Source organism: Achromobacter sp. HZ34 (assembly GCF_002209485.1).
GTDB lineage: Bacteria > Pseudomonadota > Gammaproteobacteria > Burkholderiales > Burkholderiaceae_B > Bordetella_C.
In genome coordinates, this window is sequence record NZ_NJIX01000005.1 from 103557 (window position 1) to 120793 (window position 17237).

Here is a 17237-nt window from a genome sequence, read left to right on the forward strand (position 1 = left end):
TTTATCGTGGGTCAGGTCTTGTAGGAGGAATCGACGCGATCCAGCTGGCGCAGCAACCCGGGCCACTCGCGTTCGCCGGCCACCAGGATGTCGCCCTTCTGCTCCCAGAACTGACGCGCGGCCTTCTCGCAGACGGCTTCATCCGGTTGCAGGATGGGGCCGGCGCCACCGGCGGCGGCAGCCTGCATGGCCAACTGGATGCGGGCGGCCCGCTCGAAGTAATAGAGCAGCATGAACGCCTCGCCCGGCGTGCGCCCCAGCGTCAATACGCCGTGGTTGCGCATCAGCATGACGCGATGCTCGCCCAGGTCGGCGACCAGGCGCGCCTGCTCGTCCAGGTCGATGGCCACGCCCTCGTAGTCATGGAAGGCCTGGCGGCGGTAGAAACGCATGGCGAACTGCGACAGCGGCAGCAGGCCGTGGCGCTGGGCCGACACGGCGATGCTGGCATCCGAGTGGGTGTGCAGGACGCAGGCGGCGTCGGCCTTGGCCTGGTGGATGGCGCCATGAATGACGAAGGCGGCGGCATTCACTTCATAGGGACTGTCGCTGAGCTTGCGGCCCTGCAGATCGATGCGTACCAGGCTGGAAGCGGTCACCTCCTCGAACAGCAGTCCGTAGGGATTGATCAGGAATTGATCGTGCGTGCCAGGCACCCGTAGCGAGATGTGGTTGTAGATCAGGTCGTCCAACTTCAGATTGGCGACCAGCCGGTAGCACGCGGCCAGGGACACGCGCGCGTCCCATTCGGATGGCGCCATGCCGGCGGGACAAGCGGTGGACATCATGCGTGCCCTCCAGTGGCATCGCTGGCGCGGAAGGACTTCATGCTTTCTTCCTCGATGGCTTCGAGAAGGGTGCGCTTGAGCGCGATGAACTCCGGCGCCGTGACGATGTCCGCGCGGCGGGGGCGCGGCAGGTCGACCTTCTGTTGCAGCTTGACCCGGCCCGGTCTTGCCGTCATCACCAATACCCGGTCGCCCAGGAACAAGGCTTCATCGACATCATGCGTGATGAACAGGATGGTGCGGCGATGCTTCTGCCAGACCTCCAGCAGCCAGCGCTGCATCATGCTGCGGGTCAGCGCGTCAAGGGCGCCGAAGGGCTCGTCCAGCAGCATCAGGTCGCGCTTGAACATGAAGGTGCGCATCAGCGCCACGCGTTGCCGCATGCCGCCCGACAGTTGATGCGGATACTGGTTCTCGAAACCGGCCAGGCCGAACTCAGGCAGCATTTCCAGCGCTGCGCGGCGGGCATCGGCGCGGCGCGCGCCTTCCATTTCCACCGCCAGGATGGCATTGTCGATGACCGTGCGCCAGGGCAGCAGCAGGTCGCGCTGCGGCATGAAGGAGACCTTGCCCAGCAAGTCGGCGGCGCGGCAGGGTTTGTCGAGAAACCGCAGGCTGCCGCCCGCATCGGGTTCTTCCAGGCCGGCGACGATATTGAACAGCGTGCTCTTGCCGCAACCGCTGGGACCGACCACGGTAACGAACTCGCCGGGGGCAATGTCGACGCCCAGGCCGTTGAGTGCCTGCGTGGCGCCGAATGTCTTGGAAATGCCGGCCAGGCTGAGCAGGGCCCCCGCCCCGCGACCATAGCCGAGGTCCGCGGCGGCGTCGCGCTGCGTGGAGACTGCCCCCGCCGCGTGGCGGTCCTGAGCCGCCAAACCGGCGCTGGGCGCATCCGTGGCTGCCGAACTCCGGGCCACGCCTGATGCTCCCGCGGTTGCGGGGGCAGTCCGGGTCGAAGCGAACATCATCGTATCTCCTTGCGCGACGGCGCCAAGGGGGCGCGTGGCCGCCGTGGATCCAGGTCGAAAAAAACGGGTGAGGCTCATGGCTGGCCCTCCAGGGTGGCCAGCTCGGCCAGGACATCCGCCAGCACGCAGGCGCCGGCGTACAGATCGGCGGGTTCGGTGAATTCCGCTTCGTTATGCGTGATGCCGTCATGGCTGGGGACGAACAGCATGGCCGACGGACAGATCGGATGCAGATAGCGGGCGTCGTGTCCGGCAGCGGATATCAGGTCGCGATACGGCAGATCCAGGCGTTCCGCGGCGCTGCGCAGACGGGCCTGCATGGCCAAGGGAAAGGTCAGCGAGTCCGCGGCGGACAGTCGCGTGACATCGACCTCGCAAGGACCGGCCGCCGCCGCGCACGTGGGCGCCACCAAGGCCGACAGGTGTTGCAGCTCCGCGCTGTCCGGATGGCGCAGATCGATGGAAAACAAGACCTGGCTGGCCACCACCGATGGCGCGCTGGGCGTGACGTCGAAACGCCCGACCGTGAACTTCACGATATCGGCATCGTCATGCATGGCACGGGCCAGATCCTGCACCATGGCGGTGGCCGCCAATAGTGCATCGCGCCGCTCGGCGCGCGTCGAGGTGCCGGCATGCGCGGCTTCACCGCGCACGGTGACGCGGAAGGTATGTTTGCCCTGGATGCCGCTGACGATGCCGACCGGGCAATGCGCCCGCTCCAGCTCGGGGCCCTGCTCGATGTGGGCTTCGACGTAAGCATAGGGGATCGTGCCGCCTGCCGTGGACTCCTCGCTACCGCCCGAGCCCGCATGGGCCGCGCCGTTCACATGGGCCGCGGTACCAGTGTGCTGGATGATGCCCATCGTTCTCATGGCAATATCCGGCAAGGCGGCGGCTGTCGTCGCCAACGCGGCTTCGACGGAAATGCCCGCCTTGTCCTGCACCGGCAGGATATCCGCCAAGGCGCGCGCGCCGCCGTACACGGCCGCGCCCATCATGCCCGGCGCGAAGCGAGAGCCCTCCTCGTTCATCCAGGCGACGATTTCCACCGGGCGCCGCGGTGCGATGCCTGCTTCCTGCATCGCCTGCACGGCTTCCAGCGCGGCGATCACGCCGTAGACACCGTCGTAGCGGCCACCGGTGGGCTGGCTATCCAGATGCGAGCCCGACAGCAAGGGCGCGCCCTCCCCGGCTTCCCAGCGCAGGAAGAAGTTGCCGGCGGCGTCGCGGCTGGCATGCAGGCCCAGCGCTACGCCCCACTCGGCCATCAAGGCCTGTGCCGCGGCGTCTTCGGCCGACAGGGCCGCACGGTCGACACCGCCCTTTGCCGTGGCGCCGATCCGGGCCATCGCCATCAGGCGGTTCATCAAGCGCTCCTGGCTGACCAGGCGGGAAGGCGATTGGTTCATGAGGATGACGGCTTTCCTGTTCAAGCGAGCTACAAAATTTCATGGGACGACAATGCCTGCTCGGCATTGGCATTGGCAGAGCCACTGCCAAACCACACACTTACTCCGTCTTCATGATCTCCGCCGGCGCGGAACGCGGGTCGCGCGGCAGCCATTTCCCCTGTTCCACCGTGGCCAGGAAATCGCCGACGAACTGATTGAACAGACCGGGTTCCTCGATGTTCAAGGTATGTCCTGCCTTGGGCAGCACCAGCAATCCGCTGGCAGGCACGGTCCGTTTCAGGAACAGCCCCGGCTGCAGGCAATGGTCGTCCTCGTCGCCGACGATCACCAGCGTCGGCACGGCCATCCGCTTGAGCTCGTCCTCCAGGTCATAGATCGACGGCCGGCGCGCCTGCACGCCACGCATGGTGTTGGCCGAGCCGATGGCGTCGTGCTGGCCCAGTTGCTCGGCAAACTCGGCCCAGCCCCGCGGATCCTTCAACTGGAAGGCAATGCGCGACGCCGCCGTCGAATAGACCTTGGCGAAAGCCGGCGCCCCCATCTCTTCGAACTTGCGCGCGACCTCCAGCGAAACGCCGCGGAAGTAGTCTTCGTACTGCTTCTCCGCGCCATAGCCTGCCCCGGCCACCACCAGCGACAAGGCCCGCGCGGCATGGCGCAGACCGAAATGCAGCGTGGCGAAACCGCCCATGGACAAACCCACTACGTGCGCACGCTCGATACCCAGGCCATCCAGGACATCCGCCATATCGTTGACGGCGATCTCCTGCGAGTAGCGTTCGACATCGGCCGGCACCTGCGACGGCAGGTAGCCACGCGCGCTATAGGTGATGCAGCGATAGCGCCGCGCGAAATACCGCAACTGGGGCTCCCAGCTGCGCCAGTCGCCGCCGAACTCGTGCACGAACAGGATGGGTGTGCCGCTGCCGCATTCTTCGTAATGCAGCGTGACGCCGTCGCGGGTGGTGATGGTGGGCATGGTGTCGTATCCTCGTACCGCAAATGGAGTGAACCGGACTGCTGAACCAGGCGTGCCGGACTAGAACAGCGCCACCGGTTGCGGATTCTTGCGTGCGTGCTCCACCATGGCCGGCAGCAGCTCGCAGCAGCGGTCGGCCCAGGCTTCAGGCACGGTCAGGCTGATCTTGACGAAGCGGTCGCCGAAGCGCTTGGTGTGATAGGTGCCTTGGCGGATCATCACCCCTTCGGTCTGATAAGCCGCCACCAGCGCTTCCGGCCGCACGCCGGCATCACCGGTCTCGACGATCAGCAGATTGGCCTGCGAGGGATAGACCGGCAGATGCAGGCCGTCGACACGCGCCACCGCATCGGCCAGCACGGCCTGGTTGCGGCGCAGGCGCTGCCTGATCGTGGGAAACCATTCAGCCTTGGTCTTCAGCCCGGCGATGGCCGCGCGCTGCGACAGCACATTGCTGCCCAGGTTGTTGGGCGGCGCACTGGCCAGCCGCTCGATGATGTCGGGGTTGGAAATCACCGCGCCCAGGCGCATGCCGGCCAGCCCCAGCCACTTGGAAAAGCTGTAGGTCATCACCGTCTTTTCCGGGTAGAAGCGCAAGGCGGGCGTGAAGTCGTCGGCGAACTGCGAATACGTGGCGTCGTGGATCAGGTATGCGCCCACCGAACGGGCAATCTCGGCGATCTCGCGGATCTCCGCTTCGGTATGGCAGGTGCCCAGCGGATTATTGGGATCGACCAGATAGATCACGCCGGTGTTCGGTCCCACGGCGGCGCGCAATTGCGCGGCCGTCAGCTTGTACCCTTGCGCGGCGTCGTAGATCGGCAGTTCGATGACGTTGGCGCCGGCCTGGCGCGCGAACGCCATGGGCCAGGCCCAGCTGGGATCGGTGGTGACGAAGTCCTTGCCAGGCTCGCAGATGTTGCGGCAGACGTTGTAAAGGGCTTCCACCGCCCCGTCCGTGACGAAGGCGCAGGCGTCCGGCACGCCGGCGTCGCGCACGATCAACTGGCGCAATTCCTCGAAGCCGGCGGGCGGCGCGTACGCGTGATAGTCGCCCCGGGTCAGCGCGTCTGTCACAGCCGCGATGACGGAAGGGTGCGGCTCGAAGTGGTTGGTGTTCTGGCCCAGCCACATCAGGCCCGGCGTATTGCACAGGCGGTCGAAGTAGGCGTTGCGTTGTTCAAAGCTGCGCATGGCGGTCCCGGCGGTCAGATGATGGAGCGGCGCGATGCGATACCGCCGTCGATGGTCACGATGGTGCCGGTGATGTAGGCCGAGCGCTCGGACGCCAGGTACACGATGAGGTCGGCCACTTCCTCCGGACTGGCCGGCCGCTTGGCGGGATACTTGTCGAACAATTCTTCCCAGCGGGCCTCGTCGCCGTACCAGTCCACCGCGCGCCGCTTCATCAGCTTGACCATGCGGTCGGTGGCGACCGGGCCGGGATTGACGCCCACCACGCGGATGCCGTCATCCAGGCTGCGGCCACCGACGCCACGGGTGAACGCCATCATGGCGGCATTGCCGGTGGTGCCGACGATGTAGTTGGCATCCCAGTTTTCGCCGGAATTGCCGATGTCGTTGACGATGACGCCATGCCCGCGCGCCTTCATGTGGGCGTATATCTCGCGCGTCAGGGTGACGTAGGAGAAGATCTTCATGTCCAGGCTGGCGCGCCAGTCCTGGTCCGACAACTGGTCCATCGGGCCCGGCGTGGAATCCGCCGCGTTGTTCACCAGTATGTCGGCGTCGCCGCAGGCGGCCGCCAGCGCCAGGACATTGGCGGTGACCGAGAGGTCCATGGCATGGGTCACCACCTCGACGCCGTACTGCGCGGTCAACACCGTCTTGGCCTCGGCCAGGCCTTCGGCCGAACGCGCTGCCAGATACAGCCGGGCCACGCCTTCGCGGGCAAAGCTATGCGCCGTTGCCAGGCCTATGCCTTTCGAAGCGCCGGTGATCAGTGCCGACTTGCCGTTCAAACCGAGATCCATCGCTACCTATCCTTGACTTGGGTTCGGGGCCGGATTCCATGTATGCAAGATTCGAATCCGTATTGCCTGACATCGACATTCCAAAGTGAAATTGCGGTCATCCGGTCAGGCGTACAGGATCAGCAAAAGCAACATCCATGCCAGGTCGATTCCCCATGAGCCGCATATTCATTGGCTTTTGCGTGCCCCAATGCTGGGCGTAACGTGGTGCATACGTGCTGTGTTTTTGTGCATACAAGAAGCTTTATCTTGCATACATTAAAAGTTAAAATGGCGGCGAATTTGTTTTCATCGTGGTAGACCTGCTGCAAACGGCAAGTGCAACGTTCATTGAAATGACGAACCTTCCTGTGTCCTCCGTCCCGCTTTCATCCCCTCCCGGCGCCGAGTCCGCTGCGGCGGCCAGCCGCTCCGCCCAGGTCCAGCAGATCCTGGAAAGCGAGATCCTTGCCGGCACGCTGGCGCCCGGCGCAAAGCTGGACGAAGTGGAGCTGGCGGAACGCTTCCAGGTTTCGCGCACCCCAGTGCGCGAGGCGCTGCGCCATCTGGCGTCGGCGGGCCTGATCCAGATACGCACGCGTCAGCCGGCTCTGGTGGTGGCCTTGTCGGCCGCGCGCCTGATCGAGATGTTCCAGGTCATGGCGGAATTGGAGGGTCTGTGCGCTCGCCTGGCCGCGCGCCGCATCAATGCCGCGCAACTGGCGCAACTGAGCCGCTACCAGGAGGAACTGGTGGCGCTGGCGGGAACCGACGAGGTAGAAGCTTTCTATGAAGTCAACCGGCGCTTCCACGAGTTGATCTACGAAGCTTCACAGAATGCCTTCCTGGCCGAGCAGACGCGCACGCTGCGCAACCGCATCGGCCTGTATCGCAAGATGGTGACGCAGAAGCCCAGCCGGCGCGCCGATACGCTGACCGAGCACGCAGCGGTGCTGCGCGCGCTGGCCACCGGCGACGAGGAAGGCGCCGGCGCGGCCATGCGTGGCCACGTAAATCTGCTGGGAGAAAAGCTGCTGGACTTCATCGCGCTGTTTCCACGCGCGGATTGATGGGCAGCGGCGCCAGCGCCGCGTGGTCTCGCCTGTGCCTCAGCGCTGCGGCGCCAGCAGCCCTTCCGCCCACTTGGCGATGCGCAGCAAGGGAAAGTCATGCCCGTAAGGCGCGACCAGTTGAATCGCCAAGGGCAAGCCACGCACCGACCACCCCGCCGGCACCGACAGCGCCGGAAATCCCAACATGGTCCATGGGGCGCAGAATGACGCATCGCCCGTGTAGTCCAGGCCTTCCGGCGCTTCACCGGTGGCGGCCACGGTCAACACCGCATCGTAGTTCGCCAGCCTGTCGCTGAACTCCGCCCGCAGGCGCCGCTGCGCGCGGCGCGCGGCGATATAGTCTTCGCCGGACACGGCCGCGCCGTCACGCACCAGTCCTTTCAAAGGGTCGCTGGCGCCCTCCGGATGGCGTTGCACCAGATCGGCGTAAATGCCGTGCGCCTCGTGGAACATGATGCGCGTGAGGACGGTCTCGGTCTCCTGGCCCAAGGCCGGCAGGACCACGTCGTCGATGGTGGCGCCCGCCTCACGCAGACGGCGCACGGCGGCGTCCAGCACCGCGTTCTGTTCCGCATCGACGCGATTCCAGTACGGTGCGCGCACCAGCGCCAGGCGCGGCGCCGCCGCGGGCGCCGGCAAGCCCGTGGCGACATCGACCGCCATCGCGGCCAGGTCGCCGCCGTCGGCGAATACATAACCGGGATCGCCCAGCCACTTCAAGGCGTAGGCCACGTCATCGACGTGCCGCGCCATCAGGCCTACGTGGTCCAGCGAGGCCGACAAGGGATGTACGCCCTCGCGCGGCACCACGCCGAAGCTGGGCTTGAACCCGACGATGCCGCAATACGCCGCAGGGCGGACTACCGACCCCATGGTCTGCGTACCCAGCGCCAGCGGCACGATGCCGGCCCCGACGGCCGCCGCCGACCCGCTCGATGAGCCGCCGGGCGTGTGCCGCGGATTCCAGGGGTTGGTGGTCGAACCGGGATGGCGAAAGGCGAATTCCGTGGTGACCGTCTTGCCGAAGACCGTACCGCCCAGCCGCTTGATGGTAGCGACGACGGCCGCGTCTTCCATGGGCACATGATCCGGGAACATCGCCGAACCGTTGGTCGTGCGCAGCCCCGCCGTTGCGATGATGTCTTTCACGCCCACCGGGATGCCGCCCAGCGGACCGCTGCCGGTCGTCATGTCAGCCAGCGCCACGCGCGTGACGAAAGACCTGAGCCAGGGCTCGCAACGGTCGGCCCGGTCCGCGCAGGCCGCGAGATAGGCCGCGGGAGTCAGCGTGCCGGCGGCGTAGCCGCGCAGGGCTTGCAGCAGGCCAGGGATGGAAGACAGGGAGGGCGAGTCTTGCGGCGTCGTGGAGGCAACCAAGATGAAAACTCCTGAGAAGTTTTCCCGGCAGCATGACGCGGCGGCGGACGACGCGCGCAACCCGCCGGGAATCCGTGATCGATGCTGGCATTCGATGCAATATGCATGCCATCGCGCCGCATGCGACCAGGCATCGCCACGGCCGCGCCGCGATTTGTCGCGTCAATTCAATGGATTAGCCTGCGCACGGACAAGCACCGGCGTCATGCGTCGCCGGCACACGCGGCTTGCGTCCGCGCGCCCCGCACCGAAGCCGTGCATCGCGTGGTGCGTTGCGCACCATCGGCGCCGGGCAGGCCATCGGACGCCGCCCGCGGTGTGTGACACGGCCACGGGCGCACACGGCTGCGGGCGCACGCGATCACAGGGTCACGAAGTCACGGAGTCACGGGGTCACGGAGTCAGCGGCGGCAAGACCGGCAGCTTGATGCCGTGGGCGCGGTACTCATCGTAGAACAGCTGCAGCTCGTCCTGCGTCATGCCCACGCTCAGGAGCGACTTCAACAGCCGTCGCACATCCGGCTGCGCCGCTTGCGCGACGGTCAGGCGGGTGCGGCTGAGTTCCCAGTCGACGATCGCCACGGCCGGCTGCGTGCCGGACATATTGACGAAGACCTCCTTGGGATACAGGTGGCCATGCTTGCGGTGCGCACGATGCAGTGAAATCAGCGCGCCGGCGACCTTGCGCAAGGCCTCCGCGCGCTGCTCACAGGACCAGCGCTTTTCGACGTAGGCCTGTTCCAGGCTGACATATCCCTGAAGGTCACGCGTCACCAGGATCGATTCCCACCCTTCCTTGCCCTTCTGCATGTCGAAGAAGACCAGGGGTGCGGTAGGCACGCCTATGCTTTGGCAGAAACGCATGCTCTGCCATTCTCGCAACAGCGTAGGACGTCCGGTCGGATAGCGGACGCTGCGGAACAGGTGATTGCGCTGACGCTTGACGTAGTAGCACTCACCCGATTGTGGCAGCACCACGCGCTGGACGCCGCTGAAACCGCCGCGTCGATTATTGGGCTCTTCCACCCATTCGCCGCTCACCGACCACCAGAAACTCGACTCTTGCGGACGCATCGTCCGACCCTCTGAAAAATTGATGTGACAGCCAGATTACAAACTTGGGATGCATCCGTAAAATTTTCGTCACGTCAGCGCGACTTTGTGCCGAAATTACAACAGCTTTGTCTGCAGGAAGTAACACCCCATATTTTCGTTTGGAGGCGTCCCGGACTTGCTTCATGATGAAGGTATTCCCGACGCTGGGGGCAGGCCGCTTACCCAGTACGGCGCATCACGTGGACCCACGAGGGCCGCGGATCGTCTCCGGGATACCGGGGCTGTTGCCGCAGAGCAGTAGTCGCGCCCAGCACCAGGCAAGTTCATCCGGCGGCCTTATTACGCTATTCGGGTTTTGATGAACGTCTTGCGCCTCGCCGCACCCCAGTGCCTACGCACGCAGTCCCGCCGCTCCCAGTCCAACCGCACACATTCCAGCCGCACGCTCAGCGGCCTTTCGTTTTGCAGTCTTTTGCTATGCGGTGCGCTTGGCGCTTTCTCCGCGGGTGTCCAGGCCCAGCAGGCCCAAGCTCAGGAGCAGGGCCAGGCTTCCCCTGCAAGCCCTGCTGCCCGCGCTCCCTCTGTCATCCTGGCGCCTGCCACGCCGGCCACCAAACCGGCCCTGACGGCGCCGGTGGACGTTAATGCCGCCGCCGCCGTCGATAATCGCTGGGACGCCAGCCTGGCCGCCTTCGCCGCGGCCGACAAGGAACATCCGCCCAAACCGGGCGGCGTGCTGTTCGTGGGCAGTTCCTCCATTCGGCTGTGGAGCAATCTGGAAAGCGACTTCAGCGCGCTGCCGGTGGTCGTGAAACGCGGCTTCGGCGGATCGCGCATGATGGACTGTACGCAGCATCTGCATGCCCTGGTGGCGCCCTACAAGCCGCATCTGGTGCTGGTCTATGCGGGCGACAACGACCTTGCCGAAGGACGCACGCCCGAGCAGGTGTTGCAGAGCTTCCGCAAGTTCGTCGAAGGGGTGCGCGCGGACCTGCCCCGGACGCGCATCGCCTATATTTCGATCAAGCCCAGCCCGCTGCGGGAATCCCTGATCCCGCAGATCAAGGAAACCAATGCCTTGATCAAGGCCTACACCCTGACGGTCAACAACGCTGACTTCATCGATGTCTATTCGGCGATGCTCGACGACAAGGGCAACCCGCGCACGGAGCTGTTCCGCGAGGACAAGCTACACCTGAACGCGGACGGCTATGCGCTGTGGAAGCGCATCATCACCGCTCACCTCGACTGACGCCGCCCTTGCCCGCCGTGGCGCCCCCTGGGGTGGGGGCTGGGCAGGCGCGTTTCGCTTATACGGTTCCGATCACTGCGCGGGTTTCGATCACTGCGCGGGTTTCGCCTGCTGCGCGGGTTTGGCTTGCTGGCGCGTGGCCGCCGCGGCCTTGCCGGAACGCATGATCACCGCCACGCCATAGAGCACGATGACGCTGCCGATGTACAGCACGGCGTCCACCCAGGATGAGCGCGCGGGCGTCGCCACGCCGACCAGGCACAGCGCCAGCAGCACCAGGACCAAATGGGCGCAAAACACCGACAGTGACGATTGGCCCAAGGTTTCCAGGAACCGCACCCGCGGCAGATGGCGCTTGAGCCACCCGTCGTAGTGCATGGCCAGTACTACCAGGGCAAATACATTGAGCAGGCGCATCGGCGCCAGGTGCCACTTGTCCCACAGGAAGTTGATGGCTTCGCCGTCGGGGAAAGGCGCCTGCCCGGTCAGGTGGCGCCAGATGAAGAACGTGCCGGCAACCAGCGCCGCGCCCCATACCAGCACGCGCGGAAAAGGACGGCGCTGCTCGGCCGGCACGCGCGCATGGGTCGAACCCAGCCACAAGCCGAAGATCCACAACAACTGCCAGCCGAAGGTTTCGAACGCGCCGGTTTCGCTGAACGGCACCGGCAGGCCGGTGGCGTCGACCAGCCAGGAATAGAGGTACTGGGACAGGCCGAACTGCGTGGCGACCCACAGCAGCCCGCTTACCGTGAGGATGGTGCGCCAGCCATGGCGCAGGCCGATGGACAGCACCCACGGGCTTATCAGCATGAACATCACGTAGATAGGCAGGATGTCCAGCAGGGGCGGGTTGTAGATCAGCGCCAGCGCGGACAGCAGCGCGGTGGTCGGCTCCTGCAGGTAGTACCACATCAGATGCTGCACGTCGGGTTGCGGAATGGCCAGCCCCAACACCGCGATGAGGGTGAAGAGAAACAGCAGGCAGGCGGCCTGGCACGCATACACCACCAGCGCCCGGCGCAGGAAGGCCTTGTGCATGGCGGTGATGCCGTCACGCATGTAGCGTTGGGTGTAGACCAGGCCGGCCATATAGGCCGACAACAGGACGAAGCCTTCGGCCGCCGAGACGAAACCGAATGGCTGGGAAGTGGGGATGGCGAATTTGGTCGGCAGATGGGTGGACAGCATCAACACCAGCATCAGGCCACGGACCGCGTCCAGTTCCCACATACGTGGGCGGCCGGTCTTGGCCGCGGTGCGGGGGGGATGAATTGCCGGAGATATCGGATTTGCTGCCATGATCTGCTTCTGCCTTCGATAGCGTCGATCCAGATGAAGGGGCGGGGGCCTGCCACGGGGCTTGCCTGGCCGCCTCGTGAGCGGCGCTTTCCCTAAGCAAACTTCAGGCCCGGGCCAGCGGCGCTATCGTTGATTAATTGATTGATTCGGGTAGCTGCCGGGACACGGCCGCAGGCGCGCGTCCCCTTTTATTTCGTCCCGCTGCGTCGACACAGCGTCTCGGCCTGGTCACGAGATCGGGTAAACCCGAGATTACATCGGTCTGCGGGGGAATTTGTAGAACTTCGACAGCGAAAAGGTAACCAGAAAACTCTGAAGCCCGGGGCCGCGGAACCCGGCCCCGGACGCAGCCGGCCGGCGGTCATGGGCTGTCTAGCGAGCCAGGGCCTTTACCAGCGCGGACGTCACGTAATGCGGCCCGTCGAACAGGTAAGTCTGGTACCCGCCATAGGCCGCCAGCTGCGGGCGCAACTCGTCGGCCGTGGCAGGCCGGAATCCGCCCGGGACTGGCCTGAATGCCTCCACGATGATCCGGACGCGCTCCCTTCCCAGCTTCTTGCGCAAGGCATCCGCGTACTCCCGCGCGACTTTGGGCGTGCGCGCGTACACGCCCACGCCATCCTGGAAGAACACGCCGACGTCCGGCGGCAGCCAGCTCGCCACCCAGTCCGCCGTCTCCCGCGCCCCGATATTCGCGCTGTCATAGACGCTGATCCACAAGGGCCTGGGCAAGTCCTTGAGCAGCGCCGGCAACCGGCGCGCGCCCTCCCATTCCGGGCTGGCCTCCACCGGAAAGTACCAGCCGACCACGTTCAACGGCGTCGGCAGCCGCGCCAGCACGCGGGACTGCTCGGCCAGTTCAGCGATACCCGCGCGCGCCCGCTTCTCGTCGAAGCGCCCGCCCAGCCCCAGGATCACCTGACGCGCCCACGGGGCCTGGGCAATGCGCCGCCAGTCCGGCAACACCGGCGCCTGCGGCAAGCCGCTGCCCGGCACGAAGGCCAGGTCGTCGACGGCGGACCACTGGACCAGCAGCTCGTGCGCGCCCAAGCGCTGCCAATCGCCGGCGATGCCCACGCTGCGGTTATCCACCTGCCAGGCGATGCCCGTGACCGCGGGCGCCCGATAGCGCTGCAGCGCCCACCAGCCCGCGGCGATGGCCCCCACCAGCAATGCCACCACCAGGGCGCCCAACAGCACCGTGGACGCCCGCGGATACCGGCGCAGGCAAGCTCGCGATCCGCGTCTGCTCACGTCACCTCCTAGTAGGAATACGTGAAGCGGGCGAACACACCACGGGCCCGGTCATCGCCGAACACCCGTGCGCGGTACTGCAGCGACAGGTCCCAGTACGATTGCGGCGCATGGTAGCGATCTTCGCGGAACCAGTAACGCAGGCTGACGCCGGCGCCCAGGCCCGCGGCACTGTCCGGCGACCCACGATTGCTTGACTCGAAGTTCATCTGCGTATCGTAGTCATACGCCGCAACCGCATGGGGAAACACGACCAGCTTGGGACTGACGCCATCCAGCCGGTAACTGCGGCCCAGTTGCCATTCGCTGTTGACGTAGGTGCGTGACTGCCGGAAATAATGTCCCGCCTCCGCATACAGCTGCGACGTCCACCAGCTGGGCACATCCACGCGCAGGTCGGTGCCGATGCTGGAGCCATAGCCCAGGCGCGCCAGCCAGTCGGCCTGCACATTCGCTCCGCCCAAGGGAAACACCCGCTCCAGCGCCGCCACCAGGTTGACCTGGGTAAACGGCTTGACGCGCGCGCCCACATCGCCCTGCAGGGCGTCCGCCCCGGTGTCATACACCCCGCCACGGCTCCACAAGGTATCGGTGACGCCGGCGAACAACTCCAGATAGCGCGCGTCTTGATAACCCAATGGCCGCCAGTAGACCTCCGTGCTGTTTTGCACGCTGTCGTTGGGCGTACTTGGCGCGCCGCTGATGCCGCTGGACGCATTGGCGCCGCGATAAGTGGTGGTGTTGGTCAAGCCAAAACGCCGCTCCACGTCCGCCACCGCCCGGCGCGTCTGGAATTTGTCCTGTTCGGACATGGGCAGATTACCCGCCTCGTTGGCGTCGACGCTGCGCTTGAAGTATTTGACCGCGTCCCGGTCATTGCCCACCTGCATGGCGTTGTACGCGGCGTCTTGAACGATATTGGGCGGCAGCCCCTGCTTGCGGTCCAGGTCCGCGAACGCGGCATCGGCGCCGCGCCTGTCGCCAGCCTGCATCAGCGCGTACGGTACCTGCAGGGCTTCGTTCTCACGCTGCTCGCGCATGCGATCACGCAGCGTCAGCAACTGGGGCGCCTGGCCCAGGTCGCGGATGGCGGCGTCGATTTCGGTCTGCGCCAGGTCGCGAGCATTCAAGCGCTGCAGCGACTCGATCAACATCAGGCGATAGTCCAGGTTGCGCGGAGCCTGCCGCACTGCCAGGCGCGACTCGGTCACGGCCAGTTCATAGTCGCCGTCGTTGTACGCCGCCAGCGCGCGCTCGGCGGCCTGGAAGCCTGGCGGCTTGCGCGCGATGAATTCCAGCGGGTGGTCGCGGCGATACCTGTCGCGCTGGGCCAGGCCGATCAGCTTGCGCATGTCCTGGGAGTCCGGCCGCTGCCGCAAGACTTCACGCGCCCGCGCGATCGCCAGGTCGTAGTTCTTGCTGTCATAGGCGCGATAGGCCTCGGCAGCGATGCGTAGCGGCGGGCCGCTCAGTTCCAGCGGCAACAGGTGTTCGCCGCGCTTCGCCACGCCGTTCGCCCCCCCATTGTCCATACGCGTCGCGTCGCCGTTTGCTGCGCCGCTCACCGGTCCGCTTGCCGTTCCGTTTGAAGCAACGGTTTGCGCGCCGGCGGCACTGGCCTGCGCGGGGGCAACGGCCAGCGCCGCGGTGACGGCCAGCGCCACGGCGGCGGGCTCCATGAACCAGTGCTTCATACACCCGCCTCCACGCCATCGAAACGCAATTGCCGCGTCACGGCGCGTTCGATGTCCTCGCGCTTCACCACGCCCTTCTCCACCAGATAGTCGCCCAGGCGCCCGTGCTCGCCCGGCCTGTATTTCATGATGGCGTCCGTCAACGCCGTACGGCTTACCGCGCCCAGGTCGATCAGCGCGTCACCCAGCAAAGGCGCCTGCGCGCGCGGCATTTCCTGTCCATCCAGCATGCGCGCAAGGCGCAGCTGGGCATTGATGTCGCGCTCGCGCGCGATGCACTGCAGCGGCTCCACGCCCAACTCCTGCGCGACCTGCTTCAAACCCTCGTCCGGCAGCGGCTCGGTCACGGCCACCTGCGGCCGGCCATCGACTTCGTCGATGAGGGGCACCACGCGCCAGCGCGTCTTGAATTCATCATCCAGCGCGGAATCGGTGCGTACTTGCGCGGCCAGGTCATGCACCAGCGGCAAGTCGTTCTGGAAGGCAACGGCCTCCGCCAGCGTGCCGTCGTCGAGCCAGCCATGGTTGATCAGGATGCGGCCCAGGGAAAGGTCGCGTTGTTCGAGTTCGGCCAAGGCGATCTCCAGTTCTTCTTCGCTGATGGCGCGCCACGACAGCAGCACGCTTTCCAGCCGCGGCGGTGCGCCCGCGGCCCGGCCGGTGGTGGGAAAGTCGTGCATGGTCTTGTCCCATGCCAGACGCCGATTCAGCAGCTTGCTGGTCAGGTACAGCCGCCATGCGCGCGCGGCCGCCATGGCGTTGACGAAGTTGCCGACGACCATGCGCGGAATGGACAACACCCCGTGCTGCCAGCCATAGATGCGGGTGGTGAAATAGACGCGGTGGACCATGCGCCATACCAGCATGAAGGCGTTGGCCAGCAACAGTGCCCGCACCAGGCTTTCCTGCTCGAACGGGGTAGGCAGGCTGAGATTCCAGTAACCGCTATAGTGGATGACGGCCAATGCCATCACCTGCACCAGCAGCAGATAGGCCAGGATGGCGATGAAGGAAGTGACGATGCTCTTGCGGTCGCGGAACACCAGGTAGCGATTGGCGAATGAGCCCGTCCAGCCCAGCTGCTCCCACCCTTGCAGGCCGATGCCCAAGGTCCAGCGCGCTTTCTGCCGGAAAGCCGTGCGGAACGTATCGGGAAAATACTCCCGCACGCACAAGGGCATGCGTAGTACCGTCTCCCGCGAGGGGGCGAACCACGCATGCCGCGTCACACGGAACTCCACCGGAAAGCGCACGAAGCTGGCCTGCATGCCCGCCCGCGCCAGCCGCGCGCCCACGTCGTAGTCTTCCGTCAAGCTGTCCGTGTTGAACGGGTTGTTCTGCGTCTCCTCGCATAGGGCCAGCAGCGCCCGCCGGGAGAAACACGTGCCGACGCCGGCGGACGGCACCGAATCCGTCATGCTGTCGCGCACTGTGAGGTCCTTGCCGTGCCACTCGGCGAACTCGTCCATGTAGGTGCCGGCCACCCACTCGAACCAGTTGCGCTCCAGCGCCACCACGGGCAGCTGGATCATGTCCCGGTCGGGCAGCAGATAGTTGAACAGCCGCAGCTCCAGCGGATGCAGCACGTCTTCGCTGTCGTGCAGGACGGCGCCGGAGAATTGCACGCCGTTGGTCTGCTCGAACCGGAAAATCGCCTGGACGATCCAGTTCAGGCAATCGGCCTTGCACGTGGGACCGTGGTGCGGCACCTCGACGCGATGCAATTGCCGATAACGGCGCCGCATGCGCTCCACCTCATCGATGGTGCGCTGGTCGTTGACGTAGGTGCCGACGAAGATGGAGTAATTGCGGTAGCTGAGGGTCGCGACCATGCTCTCGATCATGGACGCGATCACGTTGTATTCCAGCCATGCGGGGACCATGATCGCGATGTGCTGCTCGGGCTTGGCGAGCAGCTGCGCCTGCGTCAGGTCGTCGTAGCGGTGCTCGGCACTGCCCTTGACGAACAGGCGCAGCGCCCAGTACCAGAGGTCGATCACCAGGTCGTCCAGGCTGGACACCAGGATGACCGCCCCTACCCACAACATCCCCGTTTCCAGGAAGGTGTAGTACTCCGCGATCTGGTAAGGCAACCAGTTCATA

At 65.7% G+C, this 17237-nt stretch carries 14 protein-coding genes; 2 read left to right on the top strand and 12 right to left on the bottom strand.

Annotated features, from left to right (window positions below; all coding sequences use genetic code 11):
• Positions 1 to 11: 11 nt before the first annotated feature.
• The 6 genes from CEY05_RS20205 to CEY05_RS20230 form a co-directional block, all read right to left on the bottom strand.
• Entirely contained in the window at positions 12 to 788 is a 777-nt protein-coding gene (locus CEY05_RS20205) for a class II aldolase/adducin family protein (RefSeq protein ID WP_088597527.1), read from the bottom strand.
• Positions 785 to 1759: an ABC transporter ATP-binding protein gene (locus CEY05_RS20210; protein ID WP_233161615.1), complete on the bottom strand. Its 975-nt coding sequence runs from the start codon at positions 1757 to 1759 to the stop codon at positions 785 to 787. The genes CEY05_RS20205 and CEY05_RS20210 overlap by 4 nt, the downstream gene beginning before the upstream one ends.
• 74 nt (positions 1760 to 1833) lie before the next feature.
• The gene (locus CEY05_RS20215; RefSeq protein ID WP_088597526.1) at positions 1834 to 3171 is read right to left on the bottom strand and encodes a M20 family metallo-hydrolase; all 1338 of its coding nucleotides are present in this window, start codon (positions 3169 to 3171) and stop codon (positions 1834 to 1836) included.
• Positions 3172 to 3271: 100 nt separating this feature from the next.
• On the bottom strand, positions 3272 to 4153 hold the full coding sequence (locus CEY05_RS20220) for an alpha/beta fold hydrolase (protein ID WP_088597525.1): 882 nt from the start codon (positions 4151 to 4153) through the stop codon (positions 3272 to 3274).
• A 60-nt stretch (positions 4154 to 4213) separates the two neighbouring features.
• The gene (locus CEY05_RS20225) at positions 4214 to 5347 is read right to left on the bottom strand and encodes a pyridoxal phosphate-dependent aminotransferase (protein ID WP_088597524.1); all 1134 of its coding nucleotides are present in this window, start codon (positions 5345 to 5347) and stop codon (positions 4214 to 4216) included.
• Positions 5348 to 5361: 14 nt separating this feature from the next.
• Entirely contained in the window at positions 5362 to 6147 is a 786-nt protein-coding gene (locus tag CEY05_RS20230; protein ID WP_088597523.1) for an SDR family oxidoreductase, read from the bottom strand.
• A gap of 335 nt (positions 6148 to 6482) precedes the next feature.
• On the opposite strand from CEY05_RS20230, the gene CEY05_RS20235 reads away from it, so the two are divergent.
• Positions 6483 to 7196, top strand: coding sequence for a GntR family transcriptional regulator (locus CEY05_RS20235; protein ID WP_088597522.1), 714 nt, complete (start codon positions 6483 to 6485; stop codon positions 7194 to 7196).
• A 39-nt stretch (positions 7197 to 7235) separates the two neighbouring features.
• On the opposite strand, the gene CEY05_RS20240 is transcribed toward CEY05_RS20235, so the two are convergent.
• A complete protein-coding gene (locus CEY05_RS20240; protein WP_198952842.1) occupies positions 7236 to 8576 on the bottom strand; it encodes an amidase in 1341 nt (446 codons plus the stop codon).
• Between the two features lie 393 nt (positions 8577 to 8969).
• Positions 8970 to 9650, bottom strand: a complete 681-nt coding sequence (locus CEY05_RS20245) for a lipopolysaccharide kinase InaA family protein (RefSeq protein ID WP_088597521.1) — start codon at positions 9648 to 9650, stop codon at positions 8970 to 8972.
• A 454-nt stretch (positions 9651 to 10104) separates the two neighbouring features.
• Here CEY05_RS20245 and CEY05_RS20250 point away from each other — a divergent pair, with 454 nt between their 5' ends.
• Positions 10105 to 10884 carry an SGNH/GDSL hydrolase family protein gene (locus tag CEY05_RS20250; protein WP_233161616.1) on the top strand — a complete coding sequence of 260 codons (780 nt, stop codon included), beginning with the start codon at positions 10105 to 10107 and terminating at the stop codon, positions 10882 to 10884.
• Between the two features lie 90 nt (positions 10885 to 10974).
• Here CEY05_RS20250 and opgC read toward each other — a convergent pair whose 3' ends face one another.
• The 4 genes from opgC to CEY05_RS20270 all read right to left on the bottom strand — a co-directional run bounded on the left by opgC (position 10975) and on the right by CEY05_RS20270 (position 17236).
• A complete protein-coding gene (gene opgC / locus CEY05_RS20255) occupies positions 10975 to 12186 on the bottom strand; it encodes an OpgC domain-containing protein (protein ID WP_088597520.1) in 1212 nt (403 codons plus the stop codon).
• A 372-nt stretch (positions 12187 to 12558) separates the two neighbouring features.
• A complete protein-coding gene (locus CEY05_RS20260) occupies positions 12559 to 13440 on the bottom strand; it encodes a hypothetical protein (protein WP_233161617.1) in 882 nt (293 codons plus the stop codon).
• An 8-nt stretch (positions 13441 to 13448) separates the two neighbouring features.
• Positions 13449 to 15134: a bacteriophage N4 adsorption protein A gene (locus CEY05_RS20265; protein WP_198952843.1), complete on the bottom strand. Its 1686-nt coding sequence runs from the start codon at positions 15132 to 15134 to the stop codon at positions 13449 to 13451.
• Entirely contained in the window at positions 15131 to 17236 is a 2106-nt protein-coding gene (locus CEY05_RS20270) for a glycosyl transferase family protein (protein WP_088597519.1), read from the bottom strand. Before CEY05_RS20270 ends, CEY05_RS20265 begins: the two co-directional genes overlap by 4 nt.
• Position 17237: the final 1 nt, after the last annotated feature.